The following is a 19,579-nucleotide window of genomic DNA, read 5'->3' on the forward strand; positions in this document are numbered from 1 at the left end:
TGGAGGTTTTCTAATGAACGTATCTAAAAAATCTTTCATTGCTTTTGCTGTATTAGCATGCTGTTTTGGTGCATCTACACTAGGAACACATGTAGACGCATCTTATGGTTATAAATATACTGACTCGGTTCGCCCACCAGTAGAAACTCCTACAAATGATGCTTTTAGAGCTAACATGGTTAAACAAAATGAAGCTAATAATGCTAAATATGCTGCGACTACTAATACAAGTACAGCAAGTGCAAAAGATGATGATTCAATTTATTACGTAAGCGATTTATCTGATTCCTTCCGTAGTTCATTTACTGCACTTTTAAGAAATGCTGGTTTTACAGAGCATCAACTTAGATTAATCGGCTTGATTCACTAAGTTATGTATCGTTAATAGGTGAATACAAAAAGACCGTTAAGCAATTGCTTAACGGTCTTTTTAGTGTCTCTTATAATACGCTAACACCTTTTAAGGAGTAAGCAGTATTTCTAGGTTGTTCTACTTGGAAGTCAAGTACAACTGGAGATTCAGAGTTGATGCCAGGCGCTTGATAGCGGTCACGGTCTGTTGGAATACGTTTATACGGTAATTTATCAAGTAATACAGTCATAACTTTATTCCATACAGCCTTATGTGTTGGCATTGTTAAAGAATCATCTGTTTGATTGAATCCACTGCGTACGGTGTGAATAACTTGATCATTCACATCGTAGTAATATAACAATGCATTTACCTTTGCTGCAATGTACATTTCGCGATCATCATTGTTATATGCATATGGGCTATTTACACCATTAATTTGTACGTATACGTCTTGTAATGGTACAGGCATGATAACAATTTCAGAGTTCTGCGCAGATGCAATTTGCGCAAGGTCAACAGCTCTAATTTCTGCTGTTGGCGTATTAGTACTTACGATTGCTGTATCGTAGTACGGATATTTAAGTGTGTTAGATAAGCGATCAGTCATATAACGACCCAATTGTGCTGTGTTTTCATTGCGCAACTTGGCAGGTACAACAATTGTTACCTTGCGACTAGGGAAGTTCTCTAAGTGACCATCATAATTAGAATTTGATGTGTTAATCGTCGCTTTTTCTGGGGTTCCTACAACTGGAGTAGAAACAGGTGTGTTGGCAACCTTCAAAATAGGTTGACCATTATTATCGGATTGTAATGTAGGTGTAGTTGTATCTACATTGGATTGCACAGAGTTAATAACAACCGGTTGAGCCCTATTGGATGTTAGTTGACTCATATTAATTGTGGCAGCACTTGCTGTAGCAAGGGTAGATGCCAATAGTACACCTAGTACTGTAAGTAGCGAACGTTTATAGCGTCCGAATTTACGAAACATAGTTCCTCCTCTTAATAAAACTCTTTAAATTTTTACAAACAAAACAACTGGTACTATTATATCACATATACAAAAAAAAGAAGCAAGCTTTATGCTTGCTTCTTGGTCTGGTGGACGATGACAGGATCGAACTGCCGACATCCTGCTTGTAAGGCAGGCGCTCTCCCAGCTGAGCTAATCGTCCATGTGGTGACCCGTCCGGGAATCGAACCCGGGATACCGCCGTGAAAGGGCGGTGTCTTAACCGCTTGACCAACGGGCCAGAATGGCTCCTCGAGTAGGACTCGAACCTACGACCGATCGGTTAACAGCCGATTGCTCTACCAACTGAGCTATCGAGGAATGGTACGATTGTTATTATATGTTAGATTAATTATAAAAGCAAGCGTTTTTTTTAAAATTACTATAAATCAAAAGGCGTTAATTATGACTAAAACACATAACTTTATACAAAAAATAACTTATCAAAAATAGTGATAAGCAAGTCATTAAAATTTATATAATCTATAGAGATGAATAAACATAGATAATTCCTATATTTATAAGGGATTCATAATGTATATTTTCTTAAGAGTTAGCAATATAAGTATATTGAATATAATCGGTATACATATGCATTGTAAAAAAGTTTAAACCTTTTATTTGAAAAGTAATATCAAGTAGCTTAAAAGCGTATTTATCATCTTAGATATACTCTGCATTTATAAGGTGCTTTTAACCTAATTCTTACCTCTAAAAGTCGATTGTGATAAAGAGTATAAAAATACTTTCAACCTATGATTAACTATGACTTTTATCACATCGTCGAAGTGATTTTTTGGGGACGAAAAAGGGTAAAAAAGTGATGTTGGCATGCCGAAATATATACAGCAATATTCATGAAAATTATTCTCAAAATATGAAAAAGCATTGAGAAAACTGTATAGTTGAGCCGTTGAAAGCCTGTATATTGTGTGTTACGATTGATGCATAGAGTTAATCTCGATGTGTATGAGATACATATATTTCATATACTCGAGAGTAAAAAGTTATCTCACGGTAATTAGAATTAATATTCAACTATGTTCCTGAGGAGGGATTATCTTGCGCGAGATTCAAGTATCTGAAATCACAAAAACAGTCCGTCAAATGTGTATGGACGCAGCTTACCACTTGCCAAAAGACATCTATGAAGGCTTGAAAAAAGGCCGTGAAACAGAAGAGTCTCCAGTTGGTTGCATCGTTCTCGATCAAATTATCAAAAATGCAGAAATTGCTGATGCTGAAGATCGTCCATACTGCCAAGATACTGGTATGACATTGGTATTCTTAGAAGTAGGTCAAGACGTACATTTTGTTGGTGGCGATCTTAAAGAAGCTATCAATGAAGGTGTTGCTCAAGGCTATGTAGAAGGTTACCTTCGTAAATCCGTTGTAGCAGAACCATTGTTCAACCGTAAAAATACTCAAAACAATACACCTGCAATCATCTACATCGATATCGTTCCTGGCGATAAAGTAGAAATCAACGTAGAACTTAAAGGTTTCGGTTCCGAAAACAAATCTGACGTAGCTATGTTGGTACCTGCAGATGGCGTTGAAGGCGTTAAAAATGCAGTTCTTGAAATCGTAAAACATGCTGGCCCTAACCCATGCCCTCCAATCGTACTTGGCGTAGGTATTGGTGGTACTATGGACCAAGCAGCTGTTATGTCCAAAAAAGCTTTGCTTCGCGATATTAGCACTCCTCACAAAGATCCTGAGTATGCAAAATTGGAAGAAGAAATTTTGGAAATGGTTAACAAAACTGGTATCGGTCCACAATTGGGCGGCACAACAACTTGTATCGGTGTAAACATCGAATGGGGTGCAACTCATATCGCCGGCCTTCCTGTTGCTGTTACTATTATGTGTCATGCTGCTCGTCATAAACACGTAGTACTTTAATCGGTAGGAGGTAATTACAATGGCTGAAACAATTCGCATTAATACTGAAGAATATAATGAAGAGTTTTCCCGTAAATTAAAAGTTGGTGATAGCGTACTTATCACTGGCAAAATTTACTCCGCTCGTGACGCTGCTCATAAAGTTATGACTGAAGCTTTAGCACGCGGTGAAAAATTACCAATCGATTGGACTAACAAATTCGTTTACTACCTTGGCCCAACACCTGCAAAACCTGGTGACCCAATTGGTTCCGCTGGTCCTACAACTTCTGGTCGTATGGACGCTTACACACCAACAATGCTTGATCAAGGTATCAAAGGCATGATCGGTAAAGGTTCCCGTAAACCAGCAGTAGTTGAATCCATGAAGAAAAATGGTTGCACATACTTCGCAGCAGTTGGTGGCGCTGCAGCATTGATTGCAAAATCCATCAAAAAATACGAAGTACTTGCTTATGGTGAACTTGGTCCAGAAGCTTTGGCTGAATTGACAGTTGAAGATTTCCCTTGCATCGTAGTTGGCGATACTGAAGGTAACAACTTCTACGAACAAGGTCAAAAACCTTACAGAAAAATCTAATATCACCGTTGAGTGATTAAAAGAGGCTTGCATTTGCAAGCCTCTTTTTATTTGTAGAAAATCTATATGTATCACTGTAAATGTATATATTTAATGATTATTACATTGTTTATTAGTATGATAGTAATAAATAAAACTACTTTTATAATTACTATAGTCTTATGTAATGTTCACTTGTATTGCGTAGAGTAAAGTCTACCGATTCTGTCCATTTTGTGATAATATACATATAGATTTATACATTCAAAGTGAGTGAGGCGATATCATGACTTCTGTAGAAACTATTCGTCAGTCAGTGCGCACAGCGATGGCTGAATTACTCGATTTGGCAAAGGTTCGAGAAGGTCAATTATTCGTTGTGGGCTGTTCCACTAGCGAAGTTATGGGTAAGAAAATAGGTACTGATTCCCACATTGATGTGGCTCAGGTCTTATTTGATGAGATATATAAAGCAGTTAAAGCTAAAGGCCTTAATTTAGCTGTTCAATGCTGCGAACATATTAACCGTGCGCTTGTTATGGAACGTAGCGCGGTAACATGGGAGGAAGAGGTTAATGTAGTGCCTCAACGTCATGCAGGTGGAGCTATGGCTGTTACTGCTTATGAACGTTTTGAAGATCCAGTGATGGTTGAATTTATTCAAGCTGATGCTGGTATCGATATTGGGGATACTTTTATAGGCATGCATATGAAACATGTTACCGTACCAGTGCGCCTCAGCATTAAAGAAATTGGTGGGGCCCATGTAACAGCTTGTCGTGTTCGACCTAAGAGCATTGGTGGTGAACGTGCTGCATATAATGAAGCGTTGATGTAGGGGGTTAGTATGTCAAACGTAATACCGTATTTTGTATTAGCCGTTGTGGCGCTCGGATTTTTTGCTATTTGTTACGCCGTTTTTAATCGTAATGATGGTGAAAGCCAAGCGAATCATGAGCATCGTGATAGATCTGTTACTAAGACTAATGATGAACATCATAAAGAAAAATCGGTTAATGAATCCAAGGTTGGGGATGTAACGGTTACACATGAAGGTGGAACCAATGTATATACAGCCTCCATTATGGATGACAATAAGGATTCCGAAGCTTCTGAATCTATGGTGGATCATGAAGATACATCCTATAATCGACGAGATGGGAATCAATTACATGTTGAAAATTCCTCTACAGGATATTCATTAGCCTTAGGTCATCAAGCAGAGTCAACTCAGACAGAGTCTGTTAAACCAATCTTGGAAGAACAGGAACCTGTTCAAGATTCAACTGTTTCTGGTGAATCTATCCAACAAGAATCTGCTTCCCAAGAGGTGCCAGTATCTAGTCCAATAACACCTAGTATGGATGAAACTATTGTAATGCCGGCAGTTTTAGATAATAGACTTCAAAATGTTGAACATAATGCTACTCCATTGATGGATAAGACCATTGTTCTCGATGCCGTAACAGATGAACTTCGTAATCGTGCTAATTCCGTAGAGGATACGATTGCTATGGGCGAATCTGTAGAAGCATTAGAAGCTGATGAAGCTGAGAATTTAGATGTTACGCAAATGATTGGTGGTGCTGATGAGGTACAAACAGCAGAAGGTCCATCTGTATTGGATGAAACACGCTTGTTTGACGCTTCTGAAATAGAGGCGCAATTGGCGGCAGCTAGTATGGTTGAAGAAGAGGTACCTACAGGGCAATGGGCTAAAGCAGCACATGAAGATAAATGTGTTGAGTTGGCGATTGCACCATTTGTTCATGCTTTTGGTGTATTACATGGCGATACACAACATTATGTGGAATCTATTACAAGAGATGCGTTAGCAGCTCTTAATATTACCAAGTTAGCTGAAGTTAATGCGCTTCTAGACAATATTGTTATTCAAGAAGCATTAATGAGTATGCAAAAGGCGTATGCCGCTACGAATACAGAGTGGATGAAATCCGCTGCGTTAGGTGCATTCCTGGATGTAGTACAATCACCTAAGTCTAGTACTCCGTACCTTGTAGCCTTTGATGCATTACGCGTATTGCCACATTTAACGCTAGGTCATTTCCAAGTCATGGCATTGACCCTATTATTACAATACTCTAGAAACTCTAATAACTATGGATTGATTCACTTCCAACATTACGTAGAAAAATATATTGAGCCATTCATTTCTGATTTGCCTCAAAACAATTCTTTCTATCGTCAGCTAGATTACTTACGCTGTACGCAAGAGGAACGTGAACCAATTACATTAGCTCAAGTGTTATCCAATTCCTATCCATTTGTGTTTAACTATCGTGGCTTCTCCAAGGAGGAACTCTTCCGTGCTACTGATGGTCATGGCGTCGATCCACGCTATGTGGTGCGTAGCTTGAACTCTAATCTTTATAAATTGGCATTGGTTGACGAGTCTTTAGCACCTCGTTTCTTTAGACAAACTCGCATTTCTGATTCTATGGTTCAACGTGATCTCATTGCGCTTATGAAGAGTAAACCGACTGCTTTCAGAGGTCAAGAAGCACGTGATATTATGGATGATATTTCTCCAGTTCTATTAGATTTGGCGGATGTATTTGATCATACGCCGATGTCTAAAATCAGCTTAACCTTACTAGGTCTTTACTTAGGCCGAGCTCATGTGAAAGCAACTATTGGTGAAGAATTCGATTTATCTCATTGGTTCTAATGATCAAAGAAAATAATTAAACTATAAAAGGTCTCCCTAGATGATCTAGGGAGACCTTTTTCGTTTGATTATATGTTAGAACGAATAATTGTATTATTTATTAGAAATGACGATTTGGTTACATGTTAGAAACTATTAAAACCAAATTCTTCAATTCCTTCAATATCTTTTAACGTTACAGTACGACCTGTAATATCGATAATACCTTCATCGCGAAGTCGACCGAGCTCACGACTAAGTGCTGTGCGTGATACGTTTAGCACCTCTGCCATTTGCTCGCGGTTATGCGGTAGATGAATTGTTGTAGATTGTTGGCGTTTATAAATATCTGTTAAGTATGCAAAAATCTTTTCGCGCATCCCTTTAAGTGTTAGGTAATGAACCTTTCTTGTTAAAAGGATGGCCTTTTCAGATAAATCCTCTAATAGGTTAGATAAGATTTTAGTTTGGCATTGTTGGCAATCTGGCAATGTATCGATAAATGTTTCGAGAGGGATGAACATAATCTTGGTTACCTTTGTAGCCTTAATAGTAGCAGGCCATAGTGGTTGTTTACTAAATAGCAATGCTTCACCAAAAATATCGGATTGTTCAAGGTTTGCCATGATGACCCGTTGGCCCATTACATTTTCACGTGTGAGCAAGGCACTGCCTTCAAGAATAACACCGATACCTTCCATAGGATCCCCAGAGAGGGCAATGAAATCGTTTTTCTTATAGCTATGTACAATAACCTTTGCATTATGTAAATAGCCTCTTAATTCAGGCTCACCTAATTTCTTGAATAGAGGACAGTGTATAAGAGTAGGTAGATATTGGTTGATAATATCGTTTGAAAGTATTTGCTTCATGAGCACCTCCGGTGTGACGAAGTCTATAGTAAATTAAAATGATTATTGTATAATAATAGTAGAAGGTCAAATGACCTACCTGTTCCACAAGGGGAGTCAGGTAAAATTTTTTGAAAAGTTTTTTTATTTGTTGCCCAAGCTACAGAAATTGTATCACCTTTACGTTATACTTTCAAATGTAATCAATCAGACACCTGATAATTCATCAGTGTAATGTATAGGTTTTATATTATCTAGCTTGAATGCGAGAAAGTCTCGCAAAGGAGGATTTTTAAATGAGCATGTTCTGTTATCAATGCGAACAATCTGCAGCACCAGGCGGCTGTACTGTACAAGGTGTATGTGGTAAAACTGCACCAGTTGCTAATTTACAAGACGAATTAACTGCTGCTTTAGTTGGTTTAGCACGCGCTTTAGACGTAAAAGGCCAAACTAAAGAAGGCGTTGACTATTTAATGCGTGGTTTGTTCATGTGTGTAACAAACGTAAACTTCTCTGAAGACCGCGTTCAAGAATTCATCGACGAAGTAAATGCTTATCATGCAAAAATCGATAGCGCAGCTCAAAACTTCGATTGGGAACAATTGTGGAAAGGTGAAGAAGATATCGTATCCCTTCGTTCCACATTATTGTTAGGTATGCGTGGTATGGCTGCTTATGCATGGCATGCTGCACGCCTTGGTTTCCATGATCCTGAAGTTGATGCTTGGTTCATCAAAGGCATGGTAGAATTCGCTAAAGACCACAGTGCTGAAGAATGGTTGAACTTGTTGATGGAATTCGGCCAAATCAACTTGAAATGCATGGCTATTCTTGATAAAGCTAACACTGAAACATATGGTACTCCAGTACCAACTACAGTACCTTTGACTGTAGAACCAGGTCCTTTCATCGTTGTAACTGGTCATGACCTTCACGACTTGAATCAATTGTTGGAACAAACTGATGGTAAAGGTGTAAACATCTATACTCATGGTGAAATGTTACCTTGCCACGCTTACCCTGAATTGAAAAAACATCCTCAATTGAAAGGTAACTTCGGTACTGCATGGCAAAACCAACAAAAAGAATTCGTTGACGTTCCTGGCGCATTCTTGTTCACTACAAACTGCATTATGCCACCAAAAGAAAACTACAGAGCTAATATCTTCACTACAGATATGGTAGGTTTCGACGGCTGTGCACACGTAGAAGAAAAAGCTGATGGCACTAAAGACTTCTCCGCTGTTATTGAACGCGCAATCGAATTGGGCGGCTACAAAGAAGCTCAAGAATTCACTGGTATCAACGGTGGTCACGAAGTAACTACTGGTTTCGGTCATGGCACAGTATTGGGCATTGCTGATAAAGTAATCGACGCTGTAAAATCTGGCGCAATCAAACACTTCTTCTTAGTTGGTGGTTGTGACGGTGCTAAAGTAGGCCGTAACTACTACACAGAATTCGTAAAACAAACTCCAGATGATACTGTAGTATTGACATTGGCTTGTGGTAAATTCCGCTTCAACGACCTTAACATCGGTGAAATCGGTGGTATCCCTCGTATCCTTGATATGGGTCAATGTAACGATGCTTACTCCGCTATTCAAGTAGCAGTAGCTTTGGCTGGTGCATTTGAATGTGACGTAAACGACTTGCCATTAACATTGGTATTGTCCTGGTACGAACAAAAAGCAGTATGTATCTTGTTAACATTGTTGGCATTGGGTATCCGCAACATCTACATCGGACCTTCCTTGCCTAAATTCTTCTCCAGCAATGTATTGAACATTTTGGTAGAAAAATTCCAATTGCATCCAATTACAACTCCAGAAGCTGACATGAAAGCTATCTTGGGCTAATAGGATCCATTAACTTATTAACTACAGTCCTACTTCCCCTCTCTTTTATGATTTAGGACTGTTGTTATAAATAACGCACCTTAGGTTCACCTAAGGTGCGTTTTTTATTATTTTTTTGAAAGCTATATCTTAGTGGCTGTATATTGATGGGGCCCAGTTTGTATCTACAACTTAGTTAAAAAGGAAAGACTATACTTCTTTGCTCCTCGTGACCTGATGTCGCTGCATAAGTATAGTCTTTCCTTTTTATAACTGTAGATAAGAAGGCGTCCCATCAATATACTAATTCTTAAATAGCTTTCACCAAAATAGTACTTGGAGAGGGATGCGGTTTGCACTCAATAGGTTATGCCCATTAGCAGAAAGGTTCGTGGAAAATAAGTTCCATCAATATACAAACTCATAAAATAGTTTTCACAAGAATAGTGATGGTGAGAGAATGTGTTGCGGTATATATATATAGTCCTTTTCCAAGAGACAATTATGCCTCTAATGTGCATATAGACATCTATCAATATCGATTGTTATACTATAGGTAAAGTAAGATTTTCACATTGTTTATGTGTATATAGAGGCGTGTATGAATAGTATTTTTGATATTATAGGGCCTGTTATGATTGGCCCGTCTAGTTCGCATACAGCGGGTGCTGCGCGGCTAGGTAAGATGGCGCGGTGCATTTTCCGTTCCACACCTAAAAAGGTAGATTTAACCTTATATGGCTCTTTTGCTAAGACTTATAAAGGCCATGGTACAGACCGTGCCTTGATTGGGGGCTTATTAGGTTTTAAAGAGGATGATACGAATATTCGTGTTGCTCATAAATTAGCTGAAAAAGAGGGCATGGAGTATAACTTTATCGAGTCTCCTCTTGATGTAGGTCATCCTAATGTAGTTCGTTTTGATATGTACGATGAACATAATCGTCATATGACTGTGATTGGTCGATCTCTTGGTGGTGGTCAAATTATGATTACCGAAGTCGATGGCAATGATATGTCTATTACTGGCGATGAGTTTACTCTTGTTGTATTCCATGAAGATAGACCTGGCGCTATCTCTTTGGTGAGCCAAGCATTGAGTGAGTCCGATATTAATATCGCTACCATGCGCGTGTTTCGGAAGGGTAAGCACAAGGATGCAGTTATGGTCATTACTACCGATACGGTGGTAAATCCAATTACCGTTCAGTTTATGCGCGAGTGTCCAGGCATTCAAGATGTGATGACCTTTGAAGCGTTATAGGAGGGCGAATGATGAGTTATGCATACGATACAATTGCAGATATTATTCGCTTAGCTGAGGAAAATAACATTTCCTTTGGCGATGTAGTACTGCGTTATGAATTAGAGAATTATGACCGCAATGAAGAGGCGGTTATTCGAGAAATTGAGCATCGCTTAGATATTTTTGAAATGTCTATCCAAGATGGTATTGCATATACTGATAAAACGGCATCTGGTATGTCCGGTGGTCAGGCGGCACAGCTTAATGGCCAAGCACCAAGATTTATGAGTGATATTGCGTACAAGGCGATGACTTATGCTATTGCTGTTAATGAAGCAAATGCAAAGATGTTCCGCATTGTTGCGTGCCCTACGGCTGGATCTTGTGGTGTTATGCCTGGCGCGGTGAAAGCAGTAGCGGACCATTACAAGCTAGATAGAGCAACTATGGTAAAGGGCTTCTTGGCTGCCTCTGGCATTGGCAATGTCGTAGCGAATCGCGCTTGTGTGGCCGGTGCCGTTGGCGGTTGCCAAGCAGAAATTGGTACGGCCGCTTGTATGGCTGCCGGTGCCATCGTAGAAATGATGGGTGGTACGCCTCGTCAAGTAGGCCATGCTATCGCATTGTGTATGAAAAACTTATTGGGCCTTGCCTGTGATCCAGTAGCAGGGCTTGTAGAGGTACCGTGCGTCAAACGTAATGGTTTCTATGCAGTTCATGCCATTACTGCATCTGAATTGGCTTTGATGAATATTGAAAGTCAAATTCCACCAGATGAAGTTATTGAAGCAATGAATAATATCGGGCGCGCTATGCCAGCAGCATTGCGTGAAACAAGTGATGGCGGCCTTGCGGTAACACCGACGGGTACAGCTATTGCAGAACGAGTGCAATCCTTATAGGATTGCACTTTTTTCATGCTTTCATTTGTAGTAAAATAAAGATTAGACTAGTTCAGAAAGGAGTGTGTATGATGGAACAAGCCAATCGAATATTGACTGTATTAGAAGAAGCCGGTTATGAAGCCTATATCATTGGCGGAGCAGTGCGCGATATTTTGATGCATCAAAAGCCTCATGACTTTGATATTGTGACGTCTGCACGTCCTGATACGGTAATTGAAGTCCTACGAAGTCAAGATATTCAAACGACAGATTTAGTAGGAAAATCCTTTGGTGTAGTAGTGGCTACACTAGAAGGAAAGCAATATGAAATTGCAACGTATCGCACTGAACGATATGGAGCGGATAGTCATCGACCAGAAGAAATCGCTTATGCCGATACCTTGGAGGAAGACGTGTTGCGTCGTGACTTTACGGTCAATGGCATGGCTATGAATCGTTTTGGTGAGGTTATAGATCTAGTAGGGGGACGCCGAGATATCAAGCATAAGACATTGCGAACCATTGGCAATGCACAGCAACGCTTCGAAGAAGATGCATTGCGATTATTTAGAGCATGTCGTTTTGTGGCAAAGCTAGATTTCTTACCTAGCAAAGACTTATTAGAAGCTATGCCAAAGGCATTTCATCGTGTGCCTGGGCTATCTCTCGAGAGAGTTCGTAGTGAACTGGATCGACTCATGTTAGAGCCCGCTGTGGCTAAGGGCCTTGATGTATTAGTACAATCTCGCTTGGCCGAGTGCTCTTGTCGCGTTGTAGAAAATGGCGTCGCTCGTGAAGTGCCTATTTTACCAGAGCTATACCATCTTGTGGATTTACCACAAGAAAAAGACTTTCACGAATTTGATGGTTGGTATCATACATTAGCTGTTGTATCTCATACAGAACCAGATTTAATATTACGTTGGGGTGCACTGTTACACGATGTAGCAAAGGGTATGCCGGCGGTACGAGCTGTTATTAACGGACGTTTGACGGATCGTGGCCATGATACATTAGGTGCTGAAATGACAGAATCCTTGCTTTCTCGTTTAGGTTACCCTAAGGCTTTTGTGCGCCGAGTAGCTTGGATTGTAAAAAATCATATGCGCTTTCATTATTTTGTACAAAATGGGGAAGCTAATGAGAAAAAGTGGATCCGTAAAGAGGCTCGTAGCGGTGAGTTTCGAGATAGTCAAATTATGCGAATTGCATGGGAGCAATTATCTAAGGTTTGTGCTGCCGATGTGTTAGGCTGTGGGAAGCCTTATGCATCGACTGATGGCACCTTAACCTTTGGTGAATGTATGGCAGATCTTAGCCTAGAGATGCCTATCCATACAAAGGATTTAAATTATGACGAACGAGTTATTAAGCTTGCAGGGAAAAAAGTGGGGGAAGGATTGCAGTATTTATTAGGTCAGGTACAAAATGGGGTGATTCCCAATGAACCAGATGCATTATATGATGCATTAGACCATAAGTTACGCCGTCCAGTGGAGAAATGATGAAGTTATTAAATAAAGCGTTATTACGCATGAGTGATTGGAGTCGCACTACGTGGTGCCTTGCCATACTCATGACCGTTGCCTTCGTCCTTATCGGGCGTTTAGCACAGTTACAGGTCTTTGATACCTTTGACCTAGAGAAGAAAAACTTATTACAAGTTCAAGTAGATAGAAAATTACAATCGCCGCGCGGTACAATCTATGACCGTAATGGTAAGCCTTTGGCGATGAGTGTAGTTACAAAATCTTTATATGCGGATCCGAAGATGATTAAGCAGTCTCCTCAAGAGATTGCGGATCTCATATCGCCCTATGTAACGATGTCAAAAGAGAATATTGTGAAAGCTTTGCAAGAGGATACCGCCTTTGTCTGGTTGAATCGTATGATGGATGCAGACAAATCAAAAGCGGTACAACAAGTTATTAAGGATAATAATATTGCAGGCCTCAATTTCGTCGAAGAATCTAAGCGCTATTATCCAAATGGTGTATTAGCGGCACAAGTATTAGGCTTTGTCGGCACTGATGATAAAGGTCTTGATGGTCTAGAAATGGTTCTTGATGATGAATTAAAGGGGGGCGTACAACAAGAAATTGTAGCTACTGATAATAAAGGGAATGCCATCTTTGGTTCCGTACTATCTAAATTTTTACCAGATAAGGGTAAAAGCGTAACCTTAACCATTGATGCAACAATTCAATTTATTGCAGAACGCGCTCTTGATAAGGCGATGGTTGATACAGGAGCTAAGCATGCGAGCGTTATCGTTATGGACCCAAAGACCGGTGAAATATTAGCGATGGCTAATCGTCCAAGTTATGATCCTAATAACTACAACCAAAGTGGTGAAGAGGCTTTCAAAAATATTGCGGTTACCAATTTATATGAACCAGGTTCTACATTCAAACCTATCATTGCATCTGCAGCTCTTGCAGCAGGCAAATGGAAGTTAGATACTGTGTATAATGATAAAGGGGCCTTCGCTGCCAATGGACATATCATTAGAAACTGGAATGGTGAGGGATATGGTCCTGTTCGTTTGCTAGATATTTTGAAGTACTCTATTAATACTGGTATGGCTGAAATTGGTACATTAACAGGTGCAGATATTCTCTCGAAATATGTACGTGATTATGGCTTTGGTTCTGAAACAGGTATTGAATTGCCTGGTGAAGGAGCAGGTATTTTGTATAATCCAGAGGATATGAGTAAGCTAGACGTTGCTACTATGTCCATTGGTCAAGGTATTGCGGTTACACCATTACAAATGGTTAGAGCCTTTGGTGCACTTTCTAATGGTGGGGCTATGATGAAACCACATATCATCAAGTCTTATAGTAACTCTCAAGGCGATGTAACAAGTACGACTGAAACATCTGTTGTGGGACAACCAGTTCCGGCGGAAACCGCTAAAACCATTGTAGATATTCTAGAAAAAGAAGTATCTGAAGGTGGCGGTACAAAAGCGATGGTAGAAGGTTATCACTTCGGCGGTAAAACTGGTACGGCGCAAAAACTAGATACCAAACATGGCGGTTATCTCGACGGACAATACATTGCGTCCTTTATTGGCTTTGGCCCTGTAGAGGATCCAAAATTTGTAGTTCTTGTCGTTATTGATGACCCACAAAAGGGTTCTTATTATGGTAGTCAAATTGTAGCCCCTGTATTTAAGGACATCGTATCTCAACTTGTACGGTATTACCAAATGAGTCCGTATGTTAAAGAAAGTACACCAGTAGCTGTTAAAGCTGCTAATACATTACCTGAACCAAAACCGGGAAGTGATGGTTCTGTTACATTGCCTAACTTTACTGGTTTTACTTATGGTGAAGTACGTGATTGGTTACATAAGGCGGGACTTGCCTTTAAACCGGATGGAACTGGTACGGCTACATCTCAAGATGAAAGTAGCGGTACAACTGTTCAGGCTGGTACAGCAATTACTGTTCATTTCCGTAGATAAAACGAATTCGGTCATAATTAGAAATTATAGACAGTTCGTTATATAATAGAATAAGAGACTTAGGTGCCTCTCCGGAGGCACCTTATTTTATAGATAGTTTGAATGAATGGAGATACACATGATCGAATTACGCGGTAAAGCAGTAGCAGATGCTCACAAGGCGATTTTACAAGAAAAAGTTGCAGCAGTAGGGGACTCTGTAATTACTATGGCAGTATTACTTGTTGGTGAAGACCACGGTGCTCATATGTACGCTACATTTATGGAAAAGACAGCAAAGAATTTTGGCTATGGCTTTGTATTAAAACAATTACCTGAAACGGCTACACAGGATGAAGTGGTGACAGCATTGCAAGAATTAAATAATGATGCGGCTGTTCATGGAATTTTACCGTTAATGCCGATGCCTAAACACATTGATACAGAGGCTCTTATCGATATGCTAGATCCTAAAAAAGATATCGATGGTTTAACTACGTATAATATTGGCCTTGTAACTGCTGGCAAAGGGGGCTTTGCCCCTTGTACTGCTAAGGCGTGCATGGCAATTTTAAATCACTACGATATTCCTGTAGAGGGGAAACATGTGGTAGTAATCGGTCGTAGCCAAGTGATTGGCAAACCAGTAGCGCTTATGACTCTCGGTGCACATGGTACGGTTACAATGTGCCATTCTAGAACTCCTGATTTGGCAGAGCAAGTAAAACGAGGCGATATCGTTATTGCTGCAGCGGGTCGTGCTCATATGATTACAGCAGATATGATTAAGCCAGGTGCTGTTGTTATCGATGTAGGCATTAATGAACTAGAAGGTAAGACGGTAGGCGATGTTGATTATGAAGCGGTAAAAGATATTGCGTCTGCAATTACTCCAGTGCCTGGTGGTGTAGGCTCTGTAACGACTACTATGATGCTTGAAGCTGTATATGAGGCATACCATGCATGAGATGTCTATAGCAGAAGGTATACTTGATGTAGCCCTCGATACGTTACGACAACACGATGCATCTGTGATTCATTCCGTTCAACTCGATTTGGGCCTTATGAGTGGAGTAGAGCCAGATTCTCTCCTATTTTGCTGGGAAGCCGTTACAAAAGGGACTGCCGCAGAAGGTTCTCGTATAGAAATTAACACGATTCCTATTGAAGGAAAGTGCTTGGATTGTGATAAAACATTTCCTGTAGAAAATTATAAGTTTATCTGTCCCTATTGTGACAGTCATTTCGTACAAACCATTGGTGGCCGCGAACTACAAGTGACCTCCATGGATATCGATTGATAGAAAGGTTAGGACATGCAAGTTCAAGTTAAAACTAATGTATTGGCAAAAAATGATGCCATTGCAGAGTCCTTACAACAGTTGTTTAAGGAAAAAAATATTTTTGTATTCAATCTATTAGGTTCTCCAGGGGCTGGTAAAACATCTCTGTTAGAGGCAACTTTACATGATTTGAAAAAAGATTACCGCCTTGCTGTTATTGAAGGTGATTTATTTACTGCTAAGGATGCGGAACGGATTCATGAATTAGGCGTTCCTGTTATTCAAATCAATACAGTGGGAGGTTGCCATCTTGATGCACAAATGATTCAAGATGCACTAGGTGATTTAAATCTTGATGAACTGGATATGATCATTATCGAGAATGTAGGTAACCTTGTATGCCCTGCAGAATTTGAGATTGGTGAAAGCATGAAGGTAACTGTATTATCTGTTACTGAAGGTGAGGATAAGCCTCTTAAATACCCATTAATCTTTAAAGAGTCAAAGGCTATCCTCATTAATAAGATAGATTTATTGCCTTATGTACCTTTCAAAAAAGATAAGGCCATACAAGATATACGTAATTTGAATCCAACAGGAGAGATTTTTGAAGTAAGTTGCACGGCCCATAATGGACTTGAGCCATGGTTGACATGGTTGCGTGCACAATTGGAGAGTAATCGATGAATCATTCTATTAAGAGCCGTATCGTAGCGGCACTTTTAGTAGGCTTATCTGCTACATCGGTAGGGTATGCAGCAGAGCCGGCTATTTCGACTGTGAAACAAACTGCGGTGGAATCTACAGAGAATGCAAATGATGTTGCACATACGGATGATAAGACAACTGTAGAAGCAGCGGGAATTGATGCGGCTGAGTCTGTTGCGTATATAGATAATGCACCGATTAAAGCTGTTAAAATCGATACAAAGACAAAAAAGGAAAACACTAAAACAGGATGGCTAGCTGAACAAATGGCAGTTACCGAGTTTGGTGATTCCATACAGTTTTGGCAAGCAGCTAGCGAAAATGAAGGTCCATTACCTAGCGTAACGCAAAATAACTTGGCTGATATTGGTAAGTCTTATACGGCTAATAATTTGCCAGCTTTAGGGTCTGAAGATGATTATGCTATTGATGGGTATCGCTTAGGAGATCAGTTTGTAGCGCCTAAAGATGTAGACAAGACAGAAGTGCGAGATAACTTTACTACCTATCATATGAAAGATCTTGCCGTAACTGTATATACAGGTCCTTCTGTAGAGCGCTTGGTAAATGATCCATTGCGTGGTCAAGGGGCGACGTATTTCTTTGAACCAAATACTATTACTAATATTCATAGTACGAAAAAAGGCGTCAATACAGTGCGTGATATTGGTCCTGGTAGCACGCGTATGGAATTGGTATTTGCTTATGGTAGTCCTAATGCGATGTGGCGTGATCAAAAAAATGAGACATATATTTTCCTTTATGAAGGTCATTCTGAAAATTCATGGCCACAAAAAAAGGATTTTAAGAGTCCTGTAGAGAATACAAATAGTAATAGCCAGCAACAATCTATGCTTGGTCAACAAAAGGAATATATTGCTTTTACCATTAAACAAAGCAATATAGAGGCTGTTGATATGATTAGTGGTCAAGTATGGCCTAGATTTGGTTTACCAAAAGCACCAGTATATGATTTCGAAGCGGGCAAATTGACTGCTGACGACTTCGTGTTGCGTGGCTTACAGCTAAATGATCACTTCATCAACGATTCTAATAATGACTGGAAACATCAGGGCATGCTCTTCGGCTCTGCGTTCATTGGCTATAATGAATACGGCGTAAGTGTAGATAAAAAGAATCTCATCAACCGTGTACTATTAAATATTTACACGCCAACACGTCGCGGTATTGCGATGGGCGATACTAAGTATTTATTGCTCTTTGTGTACGGTATGCCAACTCGTATCGTTGAATCTACAACGAATTCGGGCACGTCTACTGTATATGAATATAAAAATCCAGCGGCAAGCAATTCTTATTTACAGTTTGCCCTAGATGAAAAAAACCAATATATCAAATCCGTTATGTTATCTGACCGTCCGGTTAAGTAGGACAGGTCGCAGCGAGGAGGCAAAGGATATGGTTACTGTACAAGATGTAAAAGAACGTTGGGAAAAAATTCAAAACGATGATGAACGTATATTGTTTATCGTTGGTGGTCCAGGTTCTGGTAAAAGTTTGCTAATTCGTGAATTGTCCGAGCAAAAAGGTTGGAAATACTTGGAAGCTAAACAGCTTATCGAAGAAGAATTCCTACTTGTACCTCGTGATGAACGTCCTCAATTAGCAGAAGAAGTTATTTGTCGTGCTCTTAGCCGTAGTGATACTGAAGTAGTATTGCTCGATGGCATTAATGTATTCTTTGCGCCAATCTTAAATTTAGAACCATTTGAATTACTAAAAACTATTAGTAAGAAGTATCCTATTGTCGTTGGCTGGCGTGGTCACCTTGAAGGAGATCAGTTGTACTTAGAACATAACAATGATCCAAAACATGCTGTAGTTACTATTGCACATCCAGATCATGTTGTTGTAATCGACTAACTACAAAATTGAACATATTGGTAAAATATAGGGAAAACTATAAATGTATAAAGAGGAGATAGATTACTATCTCCTTTTTTGGTTGCTTTTTTAATAACTACTCCATAAAAGCTTGAAACTAAGGTATTTTATGTGGGTTTTATGAAATGTAATTTTTTTTTGACAAAATACTTGCATAGGGTATCGTTTCATGTTATTATGATTAAGCACTAAGAGATACTGCAGTGAACGAAGAAAAGCTTCAAAAAAGTTTTTAAAAAGTTCTTGACACTTAGTGTGGCAGATGATACAATTCATCTTGTCGTAATGATGCTGGCGTAGCTCAATAGGTAGAGCAGCTGACTTGTAATCAGCAGGTTGTGGGTTCAATTCCTATCGCCAGCTCCATTTTATTTATGGAGGGATTCCCGAGCGGCCAAAGGGAGCAGACTGTAAATCTGCCGTCTTCGACTTCGAAGGTTCGAATCCTTCTCCCTCCACCATCTATAGCGGGGTGGAGCAGTTGGTAGCTCGTCGGGCTCATAACCCGAAGGTCGCAGGTTCAAGTCCTGTCCCCGCAACCACAAATATTCACAGTGAAATGATCGTTCATTGTGCTGGTGTAGCTCAGTCGGCAGAGCGTATCCTTGGTAAGGATAAGGTCACCGGTTCAATCCCGGTCACTAGCTCCATACATGGCGGCATAGCTCAGTTGGCTAGAGCAATCGGTTCATACCCGGTGTGTCCGCGGTTCAAGTCCGTGTGCCGCCACCATTAAACCTCACGTTGGTGAGGCTTTTTTTATTTCTACCCATAATTTAATCCTGATTTCAATGTGACTCGTATCTGTCGACTTTTTTGTGCATTTGTATATATGGTATAATAATTTGTAGGGGAATGTTATATTCCATTGATAAATTAGGGTTAATATATTATATTAATACTAGAAT

Annotated in this window: 17 protein-coding genes and 8 tRNA genes; 20 read left to right on the forward strand and 5 right to left on the reverse strand. The window is 39.8% G+C overall.

The annotated features are described in order from the left end of the window. The first annotated feature begins 13 nt into the window (after positions 1 to 13). On the forward strand, positions 14 to 370 hold the full coding sequence (locus tag ACDF53_RS05100; protein ID WP_005385439.1) for a hypothetical protein: 357 nt from the start codon (positions 14 to 16) through the stop codon (positions 368 to 370). 70 nt (positions 371 to 440) lie between these two features. Here the strand turns inward: ACDF53_RS05100 and ACDF53_RS05105 are convergent, their stop codons facing one another. From ACDF53_RS05105 to ACDF53_RS05120, 4 genes are all read right to left on the reverse strand, one after another. Beyond that, entirely contained in the window at positions 441 to 1,349 is a 909-nt protein-coding gene (locus tag ACDF53_RS05105; RefSeq protein ID WP_105089721.1) for a hypothetical protein, read from the reverse strand. 108 nt (positions 1,350 to 1,457) lie between these two features. After that, positions 1,458 to 1,533, reverse strand: a tRNA-Val gene (locus ACDF53_RS05110). A 3-nt stretch (positions 1,534 to 1,536) separates the two neighbouring features. Next, a tRNA-Glu gene (locus ACDF53_RS05115) sits at positions 1,537 to 1,611 on the reverse strand. Between the two features lie 4 nt (positions 1,612 to 1,615). Further along, positions 1,616 to 1,691, reverse strand: a tRNA-Asn gene (locus ACDF53_RS05120). Positions 1,692 to 2,432: 741 nt separating this feature from the next. Between ACDF53_RS05120 and ACDF53_RS05125 the strand changes: the two genes are divergently transcribed. The 4 genes from ACDF53_RS05125 (at position 2,433) to ACDF53_RS05140 (ending at position 6,523) form a co-directional block, all read left to right on the forward strand. Beyond that, complete coding sequence (locus ACDF53_RS05125; protein WP_039968967.1) at positions 2,433 to 3,275, forward strand: fumarate hydratase; 843 nt, start codon at positions 2,433 to 2,435, stop codon at positions 3,273 to 3,275. A gap of 19 nt (positions 3,276 to 3,294) precedes the next feature. Next, complete coding sequence (locus ACDF53_RS05130; RefSeq protein ID WP_005385442.1) at positions 3,295 to 3,855, forward strand: Fe-S-containing hydro-lyase; 561 nt, start codon at positions 3,295 to 3,297, stop codon at positions 3,853 to 3,855. A 265-nt stretch (positions 3,856 to 4,120) separates the two neighbouring features. Further along, positions 4,121 to 4,672 (forward strand): TIGR01440 family protein, encoded by a 552-nt coding sequence (locus tag ACDF53_RS05135; protein WP_105089720.1) that lies wholly within the window; start codon positions 4,121 to 4,123, stop codon positions 4,670 to 4,672. A gap of 9 nt (positions 4,673 to 4,681) precedes the next feature. Beyond that, positions 4,682 to 6,523 carry an LPO_1073/Vpar_1526 family protein gene (locus ACDF53_RS05140; protein WP_105089719.1) on the forward strand — a complete coding sequence of 614 codons (1,842 nt, stop codon included), beginning with the start codon at positions 4,682 to 4,684 and terminating at the stop codon, positions 6,521 to 6,523. A gap of 125 nt (positions 6,524 to 6,648) precedes the next feature. On the opposite strand, the gene ACDF53_RS05145 is transcribed toward ACDF53_RS05140, so the two are convergent. Continuing rightward, positions 6,649 to 7,374, reverse strand: coding sequence for a Crp/Fnr family transcriptional regulator (locus ACDF53_RS05145; protein WP_105089718.1), 726 nt, complete (start codon positions 7,372 to 7,374; stop codon positions 6,649 to 6,651). A gap of 275 nt (positions 7,375 to 7,649) precedes the next feature. Here ACDF53_RS05145 and hcp point away from each other — a divergent pair, with 275 nt between their 5' ends. The 15 genes from hcp (at position 7,650) to ACDF53_RS05220 (ending at position 19,403) form a co-directional block, all read left to right on the forward strand. Beyond that, on the forward strand, positions 7,650 to 9,215 hold the full coding sequence (gene hcp, locus ACDF53_RS05150; RefSeq protein ID WP_370815668.1) for a hydroxylamine reductase: 1,566 nt from the start codon (positions 7,650 to 7,652) through the stop codon (positions 9,213 to 9,215). A 580-nt stretch (positions 9,216 to 9,795) separates the two neighbouring features. Next, complete coding sequence (sdaAB, locus tag ACDF53_RS05155) at positions 9,796 to 10,458, forward strand: L-serine ammonia-lyase, iron-sulfur-dependent subunit beta (RefSeq protein WP_005385446.1); 663 nt, start codon at positions 9,796 to 9,798, stop codon at positions 10,456 to 10,458. Between the two features lie 11 nt (positions 10,459 to 10,469). After that, positions 10,470 to 11,342 carry an L-serine ammonia-lyase, iron-sulfur-dependent, subunit alpha gene (gene sdaAA / locus ACDF53_RS05160; protein WP_316594774.1) on the forward strand — a complete coding sequence of 291 codons (873 nt, stop codon included), beginning with the start codon at positions 10,470 to 10,472 and terminating at the stop codon, positions 11,340 to 11,342. A 68-nt stretch (positions 11,343 to 11,410) separates the two neighbouring features. Continuing rightward, positions 11,411 to 12,829: a CCA tRNA nucleotidyltransferase gene (locus ACDF53_RS05165; protein WP_370815669.1), complete on the forward strand. Its 1,419-nt coding sequence runs from the start codon at positions 11,411 to 11,413 to the stop codon at positions 12,827 to 12,829. Further along, complete coding sequence (locus tag ACDF53_RS05170; protein ID WP_370815670.1) at positions 12,829 to 14,796, forward strand: penicillin-binding transpeptidase domain-containing protein; 1,968 nt, start codon at positions 12,829 to 12,831, stop codon at positions 14,794 to 14,796. Before ACDF53_RS05165 ends, ACDF53_RS05170 begins: the two co-directional genes overlap by 1 nt. A 118-nt stretch (positions 14,797 to 14,914) precedes the next feature. After that, positions 14,915 to 15,742: a bifunctional 5,10-methylenetetrahydrofolate dehydrogenase/5,10-methenyltetrahydrofolate cyclohydrolase gene (locus ACDF53_RS05175; protein WP_060924355.1), complete on the forward strand. Its 828-nt coding sequence runs from the start codon at positions 14,915 to 14,917 to the stop codon at positions 15,740 to 15,742. Further along, positions 15,735 to 16,076, forward strand: a complete 342-nt coding sequence (gene hypA, locus ACDF53_RS05180; protein ID WP_005385455.1) for a hydrogenase maturation nickel metallochaperone HypA — start codon at positions 15,735 to 15,737, stop codon at positions 16,074 to 16,076. Before ACDF53_RS05175 ends, hypA begins: the two co-directional genes overlap by 8 nt. 15 nt (positions 16,077 to 16,091) lie before the next feature. After that, the gene (hypB, locus tag ACDF53_RS05185; protein WP_005385456.1) at positions 16,092 to 16,745 is read left to right on the forward strand and encodes a hydrogenase nickel incorporation protein HypB; all 654 of its coding nucleotides are present in this window, start codon (positions 16,092 to 16,094) and stop codon (positions 16,743 to 16,745) included. After that, complete coding sequence (locus ACDF53_RS05190; RefSeq protein WP_370815671.1) at positions 16,742 to 18,157, forward strand: hypothetical protein; 1,416 nt, start codon at positions 16,742 to 16,744, stop codon at positions 18,155 to 18,157. Before hypB ends, ACDF53_RS05190 begins: the two co-directional genes overlap by 4 nt. Before the next feature lie 28 nt (positions 18,158 to 18,185). Next, positions 18,186 to 18,650 carry a BREX-3 system P-loop-containing protein BrxF gene (gene brxF, locus ACDF53_RS05195; protein ID WP_273299400.1) on the forward strand — a complete coding sequence of 155 codons (465 nt, stop codon included), beginning with the start codon at positions 18,186 to 18,188 and terminating at the stop codon, positions 18,648 to 18,650. Positions 18,651 to 18,961: 311 nt separating this feature from the next. Continuing rightward, positions 18,962 to 19,037 (forward strand) — tRNA-Thr (locus ACDF53_RS05200). 10 nt (positions 19,038 to 19,047) lie between these two features. Beyond that, positions 19,048 to 19,132 (forward strand) — tRNA-Tyr (locus ACDF53_RS05205). A 5-nt stretch (positions 19,133 to 19,137) separates the two neighbouring features. Beyond that, a tRNA-Met gene (locus ACDF53_RS05210) sits at positions 19,138 to 19,213 on the forward strand. Positions 19,214 to 19,245: 32 nt separating this feature from the next. Further along, a tRNA-Thr gene (locus ACDF53_RS05215) sits at positions 19,246 to 19,321 on the forward strand. A gap of 5 nt (positions 19,322 to 19,326) precedes the next feature. Then, positions 19,327 to 19,403, forward strand: a tRNA-Met gene (locus tag ACDF53_RS05220). The last annotated feature ends 176 nt before the right edge of the window (positions 19,404 to 19,579 follow it).

The sequence above is a fragment of the Veillonella sp. genome, from assembly GCF_041333735.1.
In the GTDB taxonomy this organism is placed as follows: Bacteria; Bacillota; Negativicutes; order Veillonellales; family Veillonellaceae; genus Veillonella.

Excerpts from the sequence above, each read along its gene's own strand:
- ACDF53_RS05100 (WP_005385439.1), top strand. The coding sequence starts at position 14 with ATGAACGTATCTAAAAAATCTTTCATTGCTTTTGCTGTATTAGCATGC.
- ACDF53_RS05105 (WP_105089721.1), bottom strand. The coding sequence starts at position 1,349 with ATGTTTCGTAAATTCGGACGCTATAAACGTTCGCTACTTACAGTACTA.
- ACDF53_RS05130 (WP_005385442.1), top strand. The coding sequence starts at position 3,295 with ATGGCTGAAACAATTCGCATTAATACTGAAGAATATAATGAAGAGTTT.
- ACDF53_RS05135 (WP_105089720.1), top strand. The coding sequence starts at position 4,121 with ATGACTTCTGTAGAAACTATTCGTCAGTCAGTGCGCACAGCGATGGCT.
- ACDF53_RS05140 (WP_105089719.1), top strand. The coding sequence starts at position 4,682 with ATGTCAAACGTAATACCGTATTTTGTATTAGCCGTTGTGGCGCTCGGA.
- ACDF53_RS05145 (WP_105089718.1), bottom strand. The coding sequence starts at position 7,374 with ATGAAGCAAATACTTTCAAACGATATTATCAACCAATATCTACCTACT.
- hcp (WP_370815668.1), top strand. The coding sequence starts at position 7,650 with ATGAGCATGTTCTGTTATCAATGCGAACAATCTGCAGCACCAGGCGGC.
- sdaAB (WP_005385446.1), top strand. The coding sequence starts at position 9,796 with ATGAATAGTATTTTTGATATTATAGGGCCTGTTATGATTGGCCCGTCT.
- sdaAA (WP_316594774.1), top strand. The coding sequence starts at position 10,470 with ATGAGTTATGCATACGATACAATTGCAGATATTATTCGCTTAGCTGAG.
- ACDF53_RS05165 (WP_370815669.1), top strand. The coding sequence starts at position 11,411 with ATGATGGAACAAGCCAATCGAATATTGACTGTATTAGAAGAAGCCGGT.
- ACDF53_RS05170 (WP_370815670.1), top strand. The coding sequence starts at position 12,829 with ATGAAGTTATTAAATAAAGCGTTATTACGCATGAGTGATTGGAGTCGC.
- ACDF53_RS05175 (WP_060924355.1), top strand. The coding sequence starts at position 14,915 with ATGATCGAATTACGCGGTAAAGCAGTAGCAGATGCTCACAAGGCGATT.
- hypA (WP_005385455.1), top strand. The coding sequence starts at position 15,735 with ATGCATGAGATGTCTATAGCAGAAGGTATACTTGATGTAGCCCTCGAT.
- hypB (WP_005385456.1), top strand. The coding sequence starts at position 16,092 with ATGCAAGTTCAAGTTAAAACTAATGTATTGGCAAAAAATGATGCCATT.
- ACDF53_RS05190 (WP_370815671.1), top strand. The coding sequence starts at position 16,742 with ATGAATCATTCTATTAAGAGCCGTATCGTAGCGGCACTTTTAGTAGGC.
- brxF (WP_273299400.1), top strand. The coding sequence starts at position 18,186 with ATGGTTACTGTACAAGATGTAAAAGAACGTTGGGAAAAAATTCAAAAC.